The organism is Streptomyces sp. SD31 (assembly GCF_052068475.1).
GTDB lineage: Bacteria > Actinomycetota > Actinomycetes > Streptomycetales > Streptomycetaceae > Streptomyces.
Genome location: NZ_JBQHCX010000008.1, coordinates 253,481 through 271,031, shown reverse-complemented (window position 1 = coordinate 271,031; position 17,551 = coordinate 253,481). Strand labels below are relative to the sequence as shown.

The 17,551-nt window shown below is 70.0% G+C and carries 14 protein-coding genes; 4 read left to right on the top strand and 10 right to left on the bottom strand.

What is annotated here, in order from left to right; all coding sequences use genetic code 11:
• Positions 1–55 precede the first annotated feature (55 nt).
• From ACTMVF_RS19285 to ACTMVF_RS19255, 7 genes are all read right to left on the bottom strand, one after another.
• Positions 56–1,450, bottom strand: a complete 1,395-nt coding sequence (locus tag ACTMVF_RS19285) for an amino acid permease (RefSeq protein ID WP_441272288.1) — start codon at positions 1,448–1,450, stop codon at positions 56–58.
• Between the two features lie 121 nt (positions 1,451–1,571).
• Entirely contained in the window at positions 1,572–2,486 is a 915-nt protein-coding gene (locus ACTMVF_RS19280) for a TauD/TfdA dioxygenase family protein (RefSeq protein WP_441272287.1), read from the bottom strand.
• 12 nt (positions 2,487–2,498) lie between these two features.
• Positions 2,499–3,860: an LLM class flavin-dependent oxidoreductase gene (locus tag ACTMVF_RS19275; protein WP_441272286.1), complete on the bottom strand. Its 1,362-nt coding sequence runs from the start codon at positions 3,858–3,860 to the stop codon at positions 2,499–2,501.
• Positions 3,861–4,110: 250 nt separating this feature from the next.
• Positions 4,111–4,827 carry an ABC transporter ATP-binding protein gene (locus tag ACTMVF_RS19270; RefSeq protein ID WP_441272285.1) on the bottom strand — a complete coding sequence of 239 codons (717 nt, stop codon included), beginning with the start codon at positions 4,825–4,827 and terminating at the stop codon, positions 4,111–4,113.
• Positions 4,803–5,666 carry an ABC transporter permease gene (locus ACTMVF_RS19265; RefSeq protein ID WP_441272284.1) on the bottom strand — a complete coding sequence of 288 codons (864 nt, stop codon included), beginning with the start codon at positions 5,664–5,666 and terminating at the stop codon, positions 4,803–4,805. Before ACTMVF_RS19265 ends, ACTMVF_RS19270 begins: the two co-directional genes overlap by 25 nt.
• Positions 5,667–5,671: 5 nt before the next feature.
• Positions 5,672–6,739 (bottom strand): ABC transporter substrate-binding protein, encoded by a 1,068-nt coding sequence (locus ACTMVF_RS19260; protein ID WP_441272283.1) that lies wholly within the window; start codon positions 6,737–6,739, stop codon positions 5,672–5,674.
• A gap of 254 nt (positions 6,740–6,993) precedes the next feature.
• Positions 6,994–8,241 (bottom strand): ROK family protein, encoded by a 1,248-nt coding sequence (locus ACTMVF_RS19255; protein WP_441272282.1) that lies wholly within the window; start codon positions 8,239–8,241, stop codon positions 6,994–6,996.
• A 442-nt stretch (positions 8,242–8,683) separates the two neighbouring features.
• Here ACTMVF_RS19255 and ACTMVF_RS19250 point away from each other — a divergent pair, with 442 nt between their 5' ends.
• Entirely contained in the window at positions 8,684–9,262 is a 579-nt protein-coding gene (locus ACTMVF_RS19250; RefSeq protein WP_441272281.1) for a biotin transporter BioY, read from the top strand.
• A gap of 75 nt (positions 9,263–9,337) precedes the next feature.
• Here ACTMVF_RS19250 and ACTMVF_RS19245 read toward each other — a convergent pair whose 3' ends face one another.
• A complete protein-coding gene (locus tag ACTMVF_RS19245) occupies positions 9,338–10,063 on the bottom strand; it encodes a hypothetical protein (protein ID WP_441272454.1) in 726 nt (241 codons plus the stop codon).
• A 294-nt stretch (positions 10,064–10,357) separates the two neighbouring features.
• On the opposite strand from ACTMVF_RS19245, the gene ACTMVF_RS19240 reads away from it, so the two are divergent.
• Positions 10,358–12,454, top strand: coding sequence for a protein kinase domain-containing protein (locus tag ACTMVF_RS19240; protein WP_441272280.1), 2,097 nt, complete (start codon positions 10,358–10,360; stop codon positions 12,452–12,454).
• Positions 12,455–12,584: 130 nt separating this feature from the next.
• Here the strand turns inward: ACTMVF_RS19240 and ACTMVF_RS19235 are convergent, their stop codons facing one another.
• On the bottom strand, positions 12,585–14,087 hold the full coding sequence (locus ACTMVF_RS19235) for an amino acid permease (protein WP_441272279.1): 1,503 nt from the start codon (positions 14,085–14,087) through the stop codon (positions 12,585–12,587).
• A 217-nt stretch (positions 14,088–14,304) separates the two neighbouring features.
• Here ACTMVF_RS19235 and ACTMVF_RS19230 point away from each other — a divergent pair, with 217 nt between their 5' ends.
• Positions 14,305–14,790, top strand: coding sequence for a ribose-5-phosphate isomerase (locus ACTMVF_RS19230; protein ID WP_302000725.1), 486 nt, complete (start codon positions 14,305–14,307; stop codon positions 14,788–14,790).
• Positions 14,791–15,268: 478 nt separating this feature from the next.
• Positions 15,269–16,078 (top strand): Fpg/Nei family DNA glycosylase, encoded by an 810-nt coding sequence (locus tag ACTMVF_RS19225; protein ID WP_441272278.1) that lies wholly within the window; start codon positions 15,269–15,271, stop codon positions 16,076–16,078.
• Positions 16,079–16,136: 58 nt separating this feature from the next.
• Here ACTMVF_RS19225 and ACTMVF_RS19220 read toward each other — a convergent pair whose 3' ends face one another.
• Positions 16,137–17,402: a GNAT family N-acetyltransferase gene (locus ACTMVF_RS19220; RefSeq protein ID WP_441272277.1), complete on the bottom strand. Its 1,266-nt coding sequence runs from the start codon at positions 17,400–17,402 to the stop codon at positions 16,137–16,139.
• Positions 17,403–17,551 lie beyond the last annotated feature (149 nt).

The following is a 17,551-nucleotide window of genomic DNA, read 5'->3' as shown; positions in this document are numbered from 1 at the left end:
GCAAAAAGCCCCCGTGTGGATCACACGGGGGCTTCTCGCCGCAGGAGGGGGGCTGTCAGCTCTTGGCCCGGGCCCGCTGCCACGCGTACCCGACCGCGGCCAGGAACACCGTCATCCCCCCGGTCGAATACAGCTGCACCCGCGTATCCGGCTCCCGAGCCATCAGCACGAAGATCGCCGCCATACCCGCCAGCGCGACCCACGTCAGCACCGGGAACGCCCACATCCGCACGACCAGCTTCTCCGGGGCCTCCCGCTCCAGCCGGCGCCGCAGGCGCAGCTGGGAGACGGCGATGAAGATCCAGACGACGAGGATGACCGCGCCGATCATGTTCAGCAGCCAGGGGAAGACGTCGTCCGGCCGCCAGTAGCTCAGCACCACGCACACGAAGCCGAACACCGAGGACGCGAGGACGGCGATCCGCGGGACCCCGCCCGACACGCGGCCCAGCGCCGCGGGCCCCTGCCCGCGCTGGACGAGGGAGTACGCGATGCGCGAGGAGCCGTAGATGTTGGCGTTCATGGCGCTCAGCAGGGCGACCAGGACCACCACGTTCATCACCTGGCCGGCGCCGGGGATGCCGAGGTGGTCGAGGGTGGCGACGTACGGGCCCTTGTCGACGATCTCCTTGGAGTCCCAGGGGACGAGGGTGACGACGACCGCCATCGAGCCGATGTAGAAGAGGGCGATGCGCCACATGGCCGTGCGCACCGCGCTCGCGACGCCGCTGACCGGGTTCTCCGACTCGGCGGCGGCGATGGTGACCGTCTCCATGCCGCCGTAGGCGAAGACCGAGGCGAGCAGGCCGATGATCAGACCCTCGCTGCCGTGCGGGAAGAAGCCGCCCTCACCGGTGAGGTGCGCGGTGCCCGGGGCGTCCGTCCCCGGCAGGACGCCGGCGATCGCCAGCCCGCCCAGCACCAGGAACAGCGTGATCGCACCGACCTTCAGCGCGGCGAACCAGAACTCGAACTCGCCGAAGTTCTTCACGGCGGCCAGGTTCGCGCCGCAGAAGACGACCATGAACAGGGCCACCCAGGCCCACTCGGGCGTGTGCGGCAGCCAGGTCGTGACGATCTTCGCGGCGCCGATGCCCTCCAGGCCGACGGCCGTGCAGAGCAGGACCCAGAAGGACCAGCCGGCCGTGAAGCCCGCCCAGGGGCCGATCGCCCGTTCGGCGTGCGCGGAGAAGGAGCCCGACGACGGGTACGCGGCCGACATCTCGCCGAGCATCCGCATCACGAGCATCACGAGGAGGCCGGAGAGGACGTAGGCGATGACGATCGAAGGGCCGGCGGCGGCGATACCGGCGCCGGAGCCCACGAACAGGCCCGCGCCGATGACACCGCCGAGGGCGATCATCGACAGGTGGCGCTGCTTGAGGCCGTGGTTCAGTCCGGGGGAGACGCCGTCCGCCTGCGGAGGCGTCTCCGTGGAAGTGTTGTGCATGGGCGCGGCTCGTCCAATGCGTGAGATGGGCAAAAACGCCCACAGTCTTGGCAGCCTCTCCGCTCAGAAGGAGAGGCTGCCCACTATGCGGACACCCGCCGCACTGTGCGTGAAGTGACGGTTACGCGGCGACGGCTGTGGCGACCGGCGTGTAGTGCGACGCGTCCCCCTCGATCGAGTAGCTCTCCTTGCCCTCGATGCCGACCGGCACGTCACCGGCGACGGTCACCCGGTGCAGCCGGCGCGGCAGGCCGTCGTAGTTGTCGACGGCGTAGTGCTGGGTGATGCGGTTGTCGAAGACGACCAGCTGGTTCTCGGACCAGCGGTGGCGCAGGATGTTCTCCGGCCGGGTGACGTACGCCTGGAGCAGGTCGAGGAGCTTGCGGGACTCGCCCGGGGAGAGGCCCACGATCCGCTGGGCGAACCCGCCGATGAACAGGCCGCGTTCACCGGTCAGGGGATGGACGCGGACGACCGGGTGGACCGTGCGGTACTTGATCGACGTGAACTGGGCGCGCTGGGCGGCCTGCTGGTCGTCGACCTCCTCGTCCGGTACGGCGTAGTCGTAGTCGTTGGTGTGCTCCGCCCACAGCGTGTCGGCCAGTGCCCGCAGCGGCTCGGGCAGCTGACGGTAGGCGGCCGCCGAACTGGCGATCAGGGTCTCGCCGCCGTACGGCGGGATCGTGATGCTGCGCAGGGTGGTGGCCTGCGGCGGGTTGAGGACGAACGTGACGTCGGTGTGCCAGTGGTTGGCGGCGCGGCCGCGCTCGCTGTCGACGGGCAGGACGTTCGGGACCCCGGCGACGGAGGAGACCGTTGGGTGCGCGGTGGTGACGTCGCCGAAGTGGCGGACGAAGGCCTGCTGGGTCTCGTCGTCGAGGTTCACGTCGTCGAAGACGAGCGCCTTGTGGACGTTGAGGGCCTCGCGGAGAGCGGCGACGGTCTCCTCGTCCAGTGGCTGGGAGAGGTCGACGCCAAAGACACGGGCGCCGATGTTCGCGGTGACCTTCTGGATGGCGAGAGAGTCGACGGACATTGTGCGGTCCTTTCAGACGAGGGCGGGGGTGGAGGGGGCTGTGACTGTGGGGGTGGTGACGTACTGGTTGGCGGGGCGCGGGAGGCCGTAGCGCTCCCGCAGGGTCCGGCGCGGGCCGTACTCGCCGCGGAGCAGGCCGCGGGCGCGCAGGATCGGGACGACGTGGTCGACGAAGGCGTCGAGGCCGGAAGGCAGGACCGGGGGCATGATGTTGAAGCCGTCGGCGGCACCCTGCGTGAACCATGTCTCGATGGCGTCGGCGACCTGCTCGGGCGTACCCGCGAAGGTGAGGTGGCCGCGCCCGCCGCCGAGCCGGCCGATGAGCTGCCGTACGGTGAGCCGCTCGCGCCGGGCCAGTTCGACGACGAGCGTGTAGCGGCTCTTGGCGCCCTCGATGGCGTCCTCGGGCGGGAGGTCGGCGGGCAGCTCTGCGTCCAACTCCAGGGTCCCGGACTCCAGTTGCAGCAGGCTCTCCAGCCGGCCCACGCCGTGCGTGTACACGATGTGGTCCTCCAGGACCTGCTCGGCCGCCCGCGCCTCGGCCTCCGTCGACCCGATCAGCGGGACGATGCCGGGCAGCACCTTGATGTGCTCGGGGTCCCGGCCGGCCGCAGCCGTACGCGCCTTGACGTCGGCGTAGAAGGCCCGCGCGTCCTCGATCGTCTGCTGGGCGGTGAACACCGCCTCCGCGTACCGGGCGGCGAAGGCCTTTCCGTCCTCACTCGACCCCGCCTGCACGAGCAGCGGATAACCCTGCGGTGAGCGGGGGACGTTGAGGGCTCCCTCGACGCTGAAGTAGGTCCCTCTGTGCCGGGGCGGATGGATCTTGGCGTCGTCGCCCCACACGCCGGCCGCCTTGTCGGCGACGATCGCGTCGTCCTCCCAGCTGTCCCAGAGCTTCTGGGCGACGTCCAGGAACTCGGCGGCACGGGCGTACCGCTCGGCGTGCGCGGGCTCGGCTTCCAGGCCGAAGTTGCGGGCGGCCTCGGCACCGGCGGTCGTGACGATGTTCCAGCCCGCCCGGCCGCCGCTGACGATGTCGAGGGAGGCGAACTTGCGGGCCAGGTTGTAGGGGGAGTTGTAGGAGGTGGATGCGGTGGCGATCAGGCCGATGTGCTCGGTGGCCGTCGCCAGCGCGGTGAGCAGGGTGAGCGGCTCCAGGGCACCGGCGGGGCGCTGGGCGAGGTTGTTCCACAGCTGGGGGCCGTCGGCGAGGAAGAGGGAGTCGAAGGTGCCGCGTTCGGCGACGCGGGCCAGGTTGACGTAGTGGGCCAGGGAGACGTGACCGTACGGGTCGCTCTCGGGGAGCCGCCAGGAGGCCTCGTGGTGGCCCGTGTTCATGAGGAAGGCGTTGAGGTGGAGTTGCCGGGGCATGCGGTGTCCTTTGCTTCGGACAGGGGGGCGGGGGATGGGCAGGGTGATCGTGTTCGTGGGGAGTGGGGGGATGGCTTGCGAGTGCCGGCCGGCATCATTCAGCCCGTCCGGGGGTGCCCCCTCTGGGGGAGTTTGAGGACGAGGCCCGTTCAGGGCCGACGCGGGGGTCTGGGGGCGGCAGCCCCCGGGGACGGGACGGGTAGGGGCGGCGGGGGCGAAAAGCGCCCGGGCTCGCGGCAGCTCACGGCGGTCACCGGACGTCCTCCGTCACACCCAGCGCGGCGAGCAGCCGCATCCGGTACTCGCCACGCGCACGCGCATCGCGATCGATGGTCAGGTCGAGCCCGATGCGCCCCTGCTCCAGAACGAGCACCCGGTCAGCGAGCACGACCGCCTCGTCCACGTCGTGGGTGACCAGCAGCACGGACGGCCGGTGACGCTCCCACAGCTCCCTGAGCAGGTTGTGCATCTTGATCCGCGTGAGGGCGTCCAGCGCCCCGAACGGCTCGTCGGCCAGCAGCAGCTCCGGCTCCCGCACCAGCGACCGAGCCAGCGCCGCCCGCTGTGCCTCACCGCCGGACAGCTCATTCGGCCAGGCCCGCTCCCGCCCCTTCAGCCCCACCTCGGCGAGCGCCTCACGGCCCCTGCGCTCCGCGTCCTTGCCGTCGAGACCGAGGAGGACGTTGTCCAGGACCCGCCGCCACGGCAGCAGCCGCGAATCCTGGAAGACCACGGACACCCGGCCCGGCGCGGTGAGCTGCCCGCTCCCGGCCACCTCGTGGTCGAGGCCCGCGACGGCCCGCAGCAGCGTGCTCTTGCCGGAGCCGCTGTGCCCGAGCAGCGCGGTGAACTGGCCGGCCGGCAGGTCGAGGTCGATGCCGTCGAGGACCGTGCGTCCGTCGAAGGAGCGGGTCAGCCCGCGGAGCTGGACGGCGGGGCGGGTCAGTTGCTCAGTGTGCGGCGCCACGACAGCACCCTCCGTTCGATGACGCGGACCGTGCTGTCGGAGACGAGGCCGAAGATGCCGTAGACGACGAGGCCGACGAGGATGACGTCCGTCTGGCCGTAGTTCTGCGCCTGGAACATCATGTAGCCGAGTCCGCTGGTGGCGTTGATCTGCTCCAGGACCACCAGACCCAGCCAGGACCCGGTCACCCCGAGCCGCAGCCCGACGAAGAACCCGGGCAGCGCGCCGGGGATGACGATCTGCCGGATGAACCGCAGTCGGCTGAGCCCCTGCACTTCGGCGAGTTCGACGAAGCGGCTGTCGATGCCGGACAGCGCCGCATGCGTGTTGAGGTAGATCGGGATGTAGACGACGATCGCGATGATCGCGATCTTGAAGGTCTCGCCGATGCCCAGCCAGAGGATGAACAGCGGGATCAGACCGAGGGTCGGGATCGCCCGGTTGAGGTTCACCGTCCCGTCGATCAGCGCCTCCCCGGTCCGGCTGAGCCCGGCGGCCAGCGCGAGGGCGACCCCGGCGGCGAGACCGAGGACGAACCCGCTCCCGGCGCGTTGCAGCGAGGTCAGGATGTCGTCCGGCAGAGTCCCGGCGGTCCACAGGTGGGCGCCGGTCTCGACGACGGTCCAGGGCGCGGGGATCGCGCCGGGATCCAGTGCTCCGGCGGCGGAGGCCGTGGCCCACAGGACGACGAGCAGGGCGGGTCCGACGAGACGGGCGGCGGGGACGCGTTTGCCGGGAGCGAGGGAGCGGCGCCGGCGGACGCGGCGGTCCGACCCCGGTTCCTGCTCCTGCTCCGGCTTCGCGAGGGGCGCTGCGGTACTCACACTCGTCGTGGTCATGGCCGTCACCTCCGGTATTCCGCGGGTACGGACTTCGCCGCGATGCCCTCGAAGCGGTGGTCGAAGAGCTCGCCGACGTCGAACGTCTTCACGAAGCCGCCCTCGGCGAGCAGATCCGCGGTCTCCTGCTCCCACTTGATGGCCTCATCCCAACTCGGCGGGAACAGCGGCTTGTTGGCGAGCTCGGAGATGGACTGAGCCTGCGCGAGGGTCAGGTTCTGGGTCTTGACGTAGAACTCCTCGTTCCAGATGTCGGGGTTCTCGTACGCCCACACCTGGCCCTTCGCCCAGTACGGGATGTACGCGGCGACGGCGGCGGCCCTCGCGGGGTCGTTCAGCACGGAGACCGGCGCCCACAGCAGGTTGAGCAGGTCGACGACGTCGGTGGTGATGGTGCGGGCGCCCTTGGACTCGTACTGCGCCAGATAGGCGGGCGCCTGGGTGTTGCCGAGCGGGGCGATGTCGACCTGGCCGGACTGCAGGGCGGTGAGGAACTGGTTGCTGGTCAGCGGGACCAGCTCCACCTCGTCGTACGTCAGACCCGCCTTCTTCAGCGCCCGCAGCAGGACGACGCCCTGCGCCTGGCCCTGCGAGAAGGCGAGCCGCTTGCCCTTGAAGTCCTCGACCGACCGGATGTCGCTGCCGGGCTTGGTGGCGAAGAGGTAGTTGGGCTTACGGGTGATGTTGATCGCGACGATCTTCGCGTCGAAGCCCTGGTAGTACGCCTGGATCGGCGGGATGCCCGCGTTGTTGGCGAGGTCCAGGGACCCCGCGCGGAAGGCGTTGATGACATCGGGCCCGGCACCGATGTTCAGCCAGCTGCCGACCTTGAAGGGAGGATCGCCCAACTTGGCCAGTCTGAACTGGAGTTGCTGGGTGTTCTGGTACGAGGCGATCTTCAGGCTGGTCCCGGCGGGAACCTTGGCGGCGAGCGGGGCGGTGGAGGCACCCTCGGCCGCGTCGGCGGCGCTGGACTCGGCGCAGCCGGTGAGGCCGGCGGCAGCGGCGGTGACGCCGAGCAGCGAGGTCAGGAACAGACGGCGGTCGACGCCCGGGGCAGGCAGAGATGGCATGGCAGGACTCCGTAAGCCAAAGTGATGGGAATGCCAAAGTGACGGGAATGCCAAAGTGACGGGATGCATGCGGAATTCCGGGCAGCGGAAAGCCGGGGAAGGGGAATTCACGCAGGGGGAGATGAGCGCTTCACACGCGGCGACGTGTCAGCAACGTGTGGTCAGCAACAAAGGGTGCGACAGCTCACGAACAGGCTCATGAGCAGGATGTTCCTGGTCATCGGGGGTCCCTGTCAACATTCCGAGTTTCTGAATTAAATAGCCTCAGGTGAGGCGGCCAGCGGATCCCGGTAGAGCACGTCGAGCGCCACGGAACCACCGGCCACGGCGAGCACGGAATGCGGGAAACTCGTCGGCAGGACGGCCGCCGCGCGTTCGTCCCCGACCCCCGCGCGCAACGCGGCGAGGCAGTCCTCCCGGTGCACGATCCCCATCTCGGTCACCACCACCGTCTCCGGGTTGAGCACGTCGAGCAGCAGCCGCGCCGCCCGCCCGACGGCACCCGCCCGCTCCACCAGCAGCCGGACCGCCTCCCGGTCGCCCGCGGCCGCGGCCGCGACCACATGCACGGGGTTCACCCCCTCGATGACGCCCGCCTCCCGTGCCCGCCGGCACAGCGTCCGCTCGCTCAGCTCGACCTGGAGGCAGCCGACCCGCCCGCACTCGCAGGTCTCCGTACCGCCCGGCACCGGCAGATGGGCGACGGTTCCGGACTGGGAGCGGGGCCCGTGGTGCACCTCGTCGTTGGTCGCGAAGGCCGCGTCGACCACGTTGCCGACGAACAGATGCAGCACGCTCCCGCTGCCGCGCGCCCGCCCGAACAGCCGCTCCGCGTTCACCAACGCCCGCGCGTGCCCGTCCACATGGACCGGCAGCCCGGTCTGCGTACCGAGCACCTCCCGCACCGGCACCTCGCGCCAACCCAGCAGCGGGTGTTCGACGACGGTCCCGGAGTCCCGGTCCACCCAGCCACCCGCCGCGAACCCGACGCCGAGCGGCCGACTGCCCGGCGCCTGGTCGAGCAGCGCACCGAGCCCGTCGGCGGCACGGGCCAGGACTCCGTAGGGACCGTACGGATCCGTGGCCCCCGAGTGCTTCAACTCCCGCTCGGCGACGACCCGTCCACGCAGATCGAGCAGCGCCACCGTGGTGTAGGGCACCGCCACATGTACCCCGCCCACCACGAACCGCGACGCGTCCAGGTCGACGGGCACATGTGGCCGCCCCACACCACCCGACTGCCGAGGCGCGGCGCCCTCACGGATGAGCCCGAGTTCGGTGAAGCGGGCGCAGTAGTCGGTCACCGAGGCCGGTGACAGCCCGGTCAGCCGGGCGATGGTGCTGCGCGCAACCGGCCCGTGTTCCAGCACGGACCGCAGGACGGCGCTGGCGCTGGTCCGGCGCCGGTCACGGTCGGCGACACGGGGGATCGAGGATGAACGTGATGAAGGTGATGAAGGAGGGGAAGGGGACGAAAGGGTGGGTGCCGCGGTACGGGACATGGGGAACTTCCTCGGGAGCCGGTCCGACACTGCGCCGTCTGAAGCGGGCGAGTCGTACGGATCACCGGATCACCGGAGGCGACTCACCCCGGGTGGCGACAGGCGGCCGCGCCCACGCGTCGCAGGTCGACATGGCGACGCGACGAGAAGTTCCGGGACTGGGCGACCATGGCTCGAAGGGTAGGCCAGGAAAGGTGAATCCGACCAGACCACTAGGATTCGTTTGGAGAGATCCAACAGTCCGGTCGGCGGCCCGTGAAGTGAGGGAAACGTCCCTGCCTCAGTGACCGGTATCACGCCGTACCCGGTGTAACCAGCACCCTTTGTTCAGAGCCCACCAAGCCATCGCTCCACCCTTTGTCGAGCGCCGACGGAGATCGGTGTGAGCTCCCCGGGTTAGCGTCACGGTGTCCCAACCTGCCCACTCACCCGCGGAGTCCCCATGAGCACCGCTGCCGCCACCGCCCGTCCCGGAACGGTCCTCGCCGACCTGATCCCCGCCTCCCGCGTCCGGGACGCCGCCCTTGTTCTCGGCGGCGCCGTGTTCACCGGCCTCGCGGCCCAGATCTCCGTGCCCGTGCCGGGCTCCCCGGTGCCGGTGACCGGCCAGACCCTCGCGGTGCTGCTGGTGGGCACCGCCCTCGGCGCCGGCCGCGGCTTCCTCTCCCTCGCGCTGTACGCCCTGGCGGGTATCGCGGGCGTGCCGTGGTTCGCGGACGGCACCTCCGGCGCCGCCGCCCCATCCTTCGGCTACATCCTCGGCATGGTCCTCGCCGCCACCGTCGTCGGCGCCCTGGCCCGCCGCGGCGCCGACCGCACCGCGCTGCGCACGGCGGGCGCGATGCTGCTGGGCGAGGCAATCATCTACGCCATCGGCGTCCCGTACCTGGCTCTGTCCCTCGACATGTCGGCATCCGCCGCGATCGCGGCCGGCCTCACCCCGTTCCTGATCGGCGACGCGATCAAGGCGGCCCTGGCGATGGGCGCGCTGCCCACCGCCTGGAAGCTGCTCAACCGCTGACGCCGTAGCCGCAGTTCCCGCACAAGAGGCTCGCCGGGTCGCACTGCGGCCGACCCGGCGAGCCTCTTTCGCGTCTCAGCCCTCCTGTGATCGCCGCGGCCGTCGTTGCGACCACCACAGCCCGGCCGCGCCCGCCGCGATCAGCGTCGCGCCGGCCGCACCCAGCGGCAGGATGTCACGGCCGAGTCCGGTCTTGGGCAGCTCGTCGGCGCCCGGCGCGACCGGCTTGTTGTCGGTGCCGAGAAGGAGCGGGGTGGCCGGGGCGTCGGGCGACGGGTTCGTCGTACCGAACGGCACCGGGCCCTGCTGCCAGTACGTCTTCTTGCCGTCACCGGTCTGGACGGGAAGGCAGATCTTCCCCGCCTTGCTCAGGTCGTACGTCGCCTCGACGGCGTACGACTTCGACTCACCGGCCGGAAGATTGTCGATGGCGCAATGGAAACCGCTGTTCGAACCCTCCGGAAGACCGCTCTTTTCGATCGCCGAACAGCCCTCGACATTCTTGACCGTCAGGCCGTCGAAACCGACGACCAAAAGCCTGATCTTTCCGCTGTCCTTGGTCCCTTCGTTCTTCACCGTGGCGGTGATGTCGGTCTCTTGCGAACTGTTGTCCACCGAGATTTTCTCGGGCAGCTCGGTGGTCAGTTCGACCCCTGCCGGCGCCTCGTCGATGACCTTTCCCCCCTTGTTGCTTCCGGGTCCCTGGTCGTCCGCGCCGGCAGTGAAGGAAAAGATCATCACTGCCGAGAAAGATGTCGCGACCAGCGATCCCGCGATGGCCGTCGTGCGACGAGAACTCATGTTCGTCCCCCTTGCCTGCGCCTGAATTCGCAGTACTTGAAGAGCTACCACAAGATTTCTCCGCACTATGCTGGTACGGCCCGAAGTGTGACCATTGTGTTTCAGTCGGGGATGTCTGAGGCGCGGCAGAGGGGGTGCAGCGGATTGCCGGGGAATGCGGGTAACGCGGGCGATGCGGGAAGTACGGGAAACGCGGAAAACACGGGAGGCGCGGGAGCCACGAGGAGCGGTGGGCTTCCCGGTTTACTGGTGACGGGTCGCTATCGCCTGGTCGAGAGTATCGGCCAGGGAGGAATGGGGCGCGTGTGGCGAGCGGTCGACGAAATACTCGATCGTCTGGTCGCCGTGAAGGAAATGCGCATCGACGGCCTCGACCCGGAGGACACGCGCACGCGCCGAGAACGCACCCTGCGCGAGGCGAGGGCGACGGCGAGGATCGACCACCCCAACGTCGTACGGGTCTACGACGTGGTCGACGAGGGCGAACGCCTGTGGATCGTCATGGAGTTGGTGTCCGGTCGCTCCTTGGAACGCATCATGGCGGAGGAGGGCCCGCTGGGCCCGTGCGCGGCGGCCCGGATCGGCCTGGGGCTGGTGGCGGCACTGCGCCAGGTCCACGCCCGAGGTGTGCTCCACCGGGACATCAAGCCGGGCAACGTACTGGTGGAGTCGGAAGCGGTGAGCGGGCGGGGCCGGGTGGTCCTGACCGACTTCGGCATCGCCGCGATCCAGGACGCGAAGGCCCTCACCATGGTCGGCATGCTGGTCGGTTCCCCCGACTACATGGCCCCCGAACGCATCTCCGGCCGCCCCCAGGGCCCACCGTCCGACGTCTGGTCCCTGGGCGCCACCCTGAGCGCAGCCCTCGCCGGCCGTTCCCCCTTCGCCAGGGACACGACCCTGGCAACCTTGCACGCGGTCCTGTACGAGGAGCCCGAACTCCCCCCGAACGCAGGCCCGTTGAGGGGCATCCTCGCCGCCCTGCTGGAGAAGGAACCATCGATCCGCCCCGGCCTGGACGACCTGGAGACGGCACTGCAGCCGGTCGCGTTTCCGGCGCCTACACCGACGATGCCGGTGGTCGGGGGAGGGGTGCCCGCGGCTGCTGCTGGGCGCTCGGGTACGGAGCGTGCGGGTTCTGCGAGTGGCACGGCGCCCGAGCCGGAGGCAACGGCCGCTTCCGTGCCGGGGGTTGGGCCCGAGTCCGATCCCGAGTCCGATCCCGGCTCCATACGTCGGCCTGACCCCGCGAATCGCCCCCAGCCCGAAACCACACGCAGGCCCGAAACCACACACAGGCCCGAACCCAACCGCCCCAAGCCTGAGCCCGAGCCCACGACGGCACGCACCCCCGCTCCCGAGCCCCCGCCGGATCCGGTGGCCCCAGCCATCCCGAGACCCCCCACGCCCACCCCCGCCTTCCTGGACATCTCCCGCGCCCCCGCCCCACCCGACCCCCGGCAGCCGGAAGCCGTACACGACGCGATACCGCCACAGCCCTCGACGGTGACCGAGGGCGTAGGAAACCCCGGAACGGGCCTGGGAGGCGAGTTCGGTGGAGGCGTCGGGGAGGCTGAGGTGTGCTCACCGACCCCGACCGTCAGTCCCACGGGCGCCGCACCCCGCCGTACCGGCGTCTCCCTGTCCCGCGCCGAAGCGGTGACCGAGCGACGGCCGGCCATGGAGCCGGAACTCGTGCCCGGCGTCGGATCGAGGTCGTCCCAGGCCATGCCACCCGGTGAGCTACCCGGCCCCGCAGCCCCGGCCCACCCCCGTTCCGGGCGCGGGTACCGCCGCACGGGCCTCATCGCCGCCGTTGCGATCGCCGCCGCAGGCGCTGCCGTGGCGGTCGTCCTGGCGACCGACTCCGGTTCCCCCAAGGACGATCAGGCGGGGTCCTCCTCATCATCGCCATCCACCCCGGGCGGCACCCCGTCGTCCACGGTCGAGGGCACGTCGAGGCCGCCGAGCCTGCCGCCCGGAGCGCGCCGGGAGGCGGGCGGGTTCGCGTGGGTGACACCCGAGGGCTGGCGGCGGGACGTCAAGACGGGGTCGGAGGTGCACTACACCTCCCCGGACGCCAAACAGGAACTCGCCGGCAAGTCGTCCCTGGCCCGCGACGACTTGATGGACTCCTGGAGCAAGTCGGAGGAGAACGCACAGCAGGGCCAGTACCGCAAGATCCGCCTGGAACGGACGACGTTCCGCGGGCACCCGGCGGTCGTCTGGGAGTACACCTTCACCCTCCAGGGCGCCCCTTGGCACGCCCTGCTGCTGGGCTTCACCGTGGACGGCAAGTCGTACCAGATCAACACGTGGTACCAGCCGGACATCGAGGCGCAGGCCCTCAGGACCTACGAGAAGGTGAGGGACAGTTTCACGGTGCTGTGACAGCACACGGGCCGGGACACGGATCGGACATGGGCCGGGACATGGGATCGGCCATGGGCCGGGACATGGGTCGGGCCCTGAGGCGAGCGCACCCACGCACGCACCTCAGGGCCCGAAAGGCCACGACGGCTCAGCTGGTCTTGACCTCATCGAGCGCCGCATCCGAGGAAGGCGCTCCGGAAGTCGTCTCGTCAGCCGTCCCGTCAGCCGCCCCGGCAACCGCCGCGTGCCCGCCGCCGACCCGCTGCCTCACGAAGGCGATGACCAGCACGACCGCCGCCACCAGCAGCGACAACAGCACGGTCGAGCGCCCGTCGTGCTCGGTGTCGGTCAGCATGTAGCCGAGCACGAACACGATCAGCGCGGCCGTCGCCCAGGTCAGATACGGGTACAGCCACATCTTCACGACCAGCTTCTCCGGCGCCTCGGCCTGGATGATCTTCCGCATGCGCAGCTGCGAGAAGCAGATCACCAGCCAGACGAACAGCGCGACCGCACCGGAGGAGTTGACCAGGAAGAGGAAGACGGAGTCCGGGAACTTGTAGTTGAAGAACACGGCCACGAAGCCGAAAACGACGGAGACGAGGATCGCCGTCCGCGGCACGCCGTTGCCGGTGGTGCGGGCGAAGGACTTCGGCGCGTCCCCGCGCTGGCCGAGCGAGAAGGCCATGCGGGAGGCGGTGTAGAGGCCGGAGTTGAGACAGGACAGCACCGAGGTCAGCACGATGAAGTTCATGATCTGACCGGCGTGCGGGATGCCGAGGGAGTCGAGCGCGGCGACGTACGAGCCGTCCTTGGCGATGGACTCGCTGTTCCAGGGCAGCAGCGCGACCACGACGAGGATCGAGCCGAGGTAGAAGACGGCGACCCGCCAGATGATGCTGTTGGTGGCCTTGGTGACGGCACGCTGCGGGTCCTCGGACTCACCGGCGGCGAGGGTGGCGATCTCGCTGCCCATGAAGGAGAAGACGACGAGCAGCACACCCGTGAGGATCGCGCCGGCACCGTTGGGCAGGAAGCCGCCGTGGTCGGTGAGGTTGCTCAGCCCGGCCTGGTCGCTGTCGACGCCGGGCAGCAGCCCGAAGACGGCCAGTCCGCCGACGACGATGAACGCGGCGATGGCGACGACCTTGATGCCCGCGAACCAGAACTCGAACTCGCCGTACGACCCGACGGAGACGAGGTTGGTGGCGGTCAGCACCACCATCACTATGAGCGCCCAGCCCCACTGCGGAACGGACGGGATCCAGCCCTCCAGGATCTCCGCACCGGCGGTCGCCTCGACCGCCAGCACGACCACCCAGAAGAACCAGTACAGCCAGCCGATGGAGAAACCGGCCCAGGGCCCGAGCGCCCGGTCGGCGTGGGCGGAGAACGACCCGGACGTCGGGTTGGCCGCGGACATCTCACCGAGCATCCGCATCACCAGCACCACGAGCGTGCCGACGAGGGCGTAGGAGAGGAGGATGCCGGGTCCTGCGGTGGCGATACCGGATTTGGACCCGACGAAGAGTCCGGCGCCGATGACGCCGCCGATGGCGATCATGGACAGATGGCGGTTCTTGAGCCCGGCCTGTAGGCCGTGGCCGCCGGCGGCCGGTCCGGCCGTCTTCTGCGTCGGCTGCGAAGTCATGGAACGGATTTCCTTTGAGCCGTGGGGAGCGGTTCTCGTACGAGCGGTGATGGAGCGGCGTACGAGTCGGACCAGTGAATCCGAGGAGAACGAATTCGGGAACCTTTGATTCGTGATTGTTACTTGAGGTTTCCTTGAGCTTCCATGGCGTGCATCACAATAAACATGCCCGACACCCGGCGCTGCTGCCCCGAAACACCCGTGTCACACTCGTTCCATGCGCGTGTATCTCGGCTCCGACCATGCGGGCTTCGAACTCAAGAACCACCTCGTCGACTGGCTCAAGGCGGCGGGCCACGACCCGGTCGACTGCGGCCCTCACATCTACGACGCCCAGGACGACTACCCGCCCTTCTGCCTCCGCGCGGCGGAGAAGACGGCTGCGGACCCCGACTCCCTCGGCATCGTGATCGGCGGCTCCGGCAACGGCGAGCAGATCGCCGCGAACAAGGTGAAGGGCGTCCGCGCGGCGCTGGCCTGGAGCGAGGAGACGGCGTCGCTGGGCCGCCAGCACAACAACGCGAACGTCGTCGCGGTGGGTGCGCGCATGCACACGCTGGACGAGGCGACCAAGTTCGTGGAGACGTTCCTCAGCACCCCGTACTCCGGTGACGAGCGCCACACCCGCCGCATCAACATGCTGGCCACCTATGAGACGACCGGCGACCTCCCCCCGATCCCTCCGCACCACCCCCAGCAGTAGCCCCCACGACGGCAGCACCGAGGCGACGGCAGCACCGAGGCCATCCCCACCGAAGCCCCCACCCACCCCCTGGGGGCTTCGCTCGGCGGCGCTGAGGGTCATGTGCCGGGGGGCTCTATCTCCAGACGTGGACGGCCACTCCAAGGCGCCGACCGTCGCTTCTCAGCGCCGGCCGACGCATCACTCAGCCCGTTCGGCGTTCGAGGACAAGGCCACACCATCCCAAGCCCCCACCCGCCCGCCGGGGGGCTTCACCTCTCAGTGCCGGCCCGCGCATCTCAGCCCGTCCGGGAGTACCCCCTCTGGGGGAGTTCGAGGACGAGGCCCGTTCAGGGCCGAAGCGGGGGTCTGGGGGCCGCAGGCCCCAGGGACGCGGGGTCGAAGGGGCGGCAGCCCCTGGAGGATGGGACGGGTAGGGGCGGCGGGGGCGCAAATCCTGCTCGCAGCCCCACCCACCCGCAGACAAAAAGGAGTCCCCGTGCCCGAGGGCCACACCATCCACCGCCTGGCCCAGGACTACGCCACCGCATTCCTCGGTACGACCCCCCACGTCACCAGCCCCCAGGGCAAGTTCTCGGACGCCGCGGAACTCCTGACCGGCTCAGAACTCACCCACACCGAGGCCCACGGCAAACACCTCTTCCTCGGCTTCCGAGCCACCGACTGGATCCACATCCACCTAGGCCTCTTCGGCAAGGTCAATTTCGGCGCCACCCCCGCACCCCCACCCACGGACACCGTCCGCCTACGCCTCGCGAACAGCAGCGCATACGTGGATCTCCGCGGCCCCACCACCTGCGCCCTGATCACTCCCACCGAGAAGCAGGCGATACACGACCGCCTCGGCCCCGACCCCCTCCGAGACGACGCCGACCCGCACCTGGCCTACCGACGGATCTCCCGCAGCCGCACCACCATCGCGGCCCTCCTCATGGACCAGAAGGTCATCGCGGGCGTCGGCAACGTCTACCGCGCCGAGGTCCTCTTCCGCCACCGCATCGACCCGTACCGCGCCGGCAAGGACATCACCCCCACCCAGTGGGACGCGATCTGGACCGACCTCGTCGAGCTCATGCACGAGGGCGTCCGCAACAACCGCATCGACACCGTCCGCCCGGAACACACCCCGGAGGCGATGGGCCGCCCCCCGCGCGTCGACGACCACGGCGGCGAGGTCTACGTCTACCGCAGGGCCAACCTGCCCTGCCACATCTGTGGCGGCGAGATCCGCACCGCCGACCTCGCCGCCCGCAACCTCTTCTGGTGCCCGAACTGCCAGACCCCGTAGGGAAGCCGCCCGAGCCTCAGACCCCGCGCGTCAGAATCCGCGCGTCACAACCCCGCGGTCAGAACCCGTGCGGCAACCACGGCGCCACGACGGACGCGAACCCGACCGCCGCCTCCGCCAGCGCCCCCTGCCGCAACTCCCGTACCCGCCCGGCGGCCCCCAGCGCGCCCAGGCTCACGCCCCCGAGATACGCCGCACCCAACTCCCGTACGGACAAAGAGAGATCGGCTGCGTCAGCCGTACGCTCGCACACCGCCCCCTTGGCATCCCCGGACAGCCGCCAACGCCCCGCGTTCCAGGGACAGAAGGCGTCCTCGACCTCGAACACCACGTCCACCGGCGCCTGATACGTCCGCGCCTGAAGCGCCGCCCCCACGTCCACCAGCCGTACGTGCAACGAGTCCCGCACCCGGAGCGCACACCGCCGCATGTCGGACACCTGGTGCAGCCATGCCTCGTCCATCGGCCGCCCGTACGCCTTCACCGTGGACGTCAGGTCGATTCCGAACAGGAACCGCCACAGCGCGGCCTCCGCGGCCGGATCGAGGGCCTGCGTGTCCCGCAGCTGGACGGAGCCCTTGGGCCCACCGGCATCCCACTCCGGCTTGACATGGAAGCGCGCGTACCCGACGACCTCACCGCCCCGCTCCGCCAGCACGCACTGCAGCGGCGACCCGCCGCCCCGCTCGCTCTCCGGGTCGAGCAGCCCGAGCCGCTCCCAGCCGGGCAGCCGCGCGAGCATCCCCGGCCGGTCGGCCACCTTGCGCGCGTACACCGCCTCGCACACGTCGAGGACGTCGCCCGGTACGGCGTAGCGCAGGCGTACGTCATCGGTGCCGGGCGGCACGGACAGCCGGACGCGGGTCGTGTCGATCTCGGCGTTCATGTGCAAGGTGCCGACGCCGTACCCGAACCGGCCGTAGATCTCCGGCTCGGAGGCGGTCAGCACGGCAAGCGGCCGGCCCCACTCGCGCACATCTTCCAGCTGCCGGCGCATCATCGACGTCAGGACGCCGCGCCGCCGGTGCGTGGCGGCGACGCCGACCATCGTGACGCCGGCCGCGGGCACCGACGCGCCCCCCGGCACGGTCAGCCGGAAGTCGAAGGCACCTGCCGTGCCCACGCACGCGTCCCCGTCCCAGGCGCCGATGAAACGGTCGAACTCGGTGAGGGACTTCCACAATTCCCGCTCCTCGGCCGCCTCCGGGACACCCCCGAAGGCGCGGATGAGCGTGTCGTACCAGATGTCCCACTCGTCCTGCCGCAACACCCGCAGCTCGGGACGGCCGGACTGCCCGGGGTGGCTCGCACTGTCTTTCGCCATGAACCATGCGTACCAGGGCATTGCGGGACGAGCGAGGGAATTTCTCGTTGACGGCGGCGAGACCGCTTTCTGTGAAGTTCACTGTGAAGTTGAAGCTCGGACGGGGGACAAGTGGGACCTCCCGTGCCAAGCAGCTGGTCCGATGGATA

Bases quoted from the DNA above. Each gene is read 5' to 3' on its own strand.
- ACTMVF_RS19230 (WP_302000725.1), top strand. From the start codon at position 14,305: ATGCGCGTGTATCTCGGCTCCGACCATGCGGGCTTCGAACTCAAGAAC.
- ACTMVF_RS19260 (WP_441272283.1), bottom strand. From the start codon at position 6,739: ATGCCATCTCTGCCTGCCCCGGGCGTCGACCGCCGTCTGTTCCTGACC.
- ACTMVF_RS19275 (WP_441272286.1), bottom strand. From the start codon at position 3,860: ATGCCCCGGCAACTCCACCTCAACGCCTTCCTCATGAACACGGGCCAC.
- ACTMVF_RS19250 (WP_441272281.1), top strand. From the start codon at position 8,684: ATGAGCACCGCTGCCGCCACCGCCCGTCCCGGAACGGTCCTCGCCGAC.
- ACTMVF_RS19240 (WP_441272280.1), top strand. From the start codon at position 10,358: ATGGGGCGCGTGTGGCGAGCGGTCGACGAAATACTCGATCGTCTGGTC.
- ACTMVF_RS19235 (WP_441272279.1), bottom strand. From the start codon at position 14,087: ATGACTTCGCAGCCGACGCAGAAGACGGCCGGACCGGCCGCCGGCGGC.
- ACTMVF_RS19245 (WP_441272454.1), bottom strand. From the start codon at position 10,063: ATGAGTTCTCGTCGCACGACGGCCATCGCGGGATCGCTGGTCGCGACA.
- ACTMVF_RS19265 (WP_441272284.1), bottom strand. From the start codon at position 5,666: ATGACCACGACGAGTGTGAGTACCGCAGCGCCCCTCGCGAAGCCGGAG.
- ACTMVF_RS19285 (WP_441272288.1), bottom strand. From the start codon at position 1,450: ATGCACAACACTTCCACGGAGACGCCTCCGCAGGCGGACGGCGTCTCC.
- ACTMVF_RS19280 (WP_441272287.1), bottom strand. From the start codon at position 2,486: ATGTCCGTCGACTCTCTCGCCATCCAGAAGGTCACCGCGAACATCGGC.
- ACTMVF_RS19220 (WP_441272277.1), bottom strand. From the start codon at position 17,402: ATGGCGAAAGACAGTGCGAGCCACCCCGGGCAGTCCGGCCGTCCCGAG.
- ACTMVF_RS19255 (WP_441272282.1), bottom strand. From the start codon at position 8,241: ATGTCCCGTACCGCGGCACCCACCCTTTCGTCCCCTTCCCCTCCTTCA.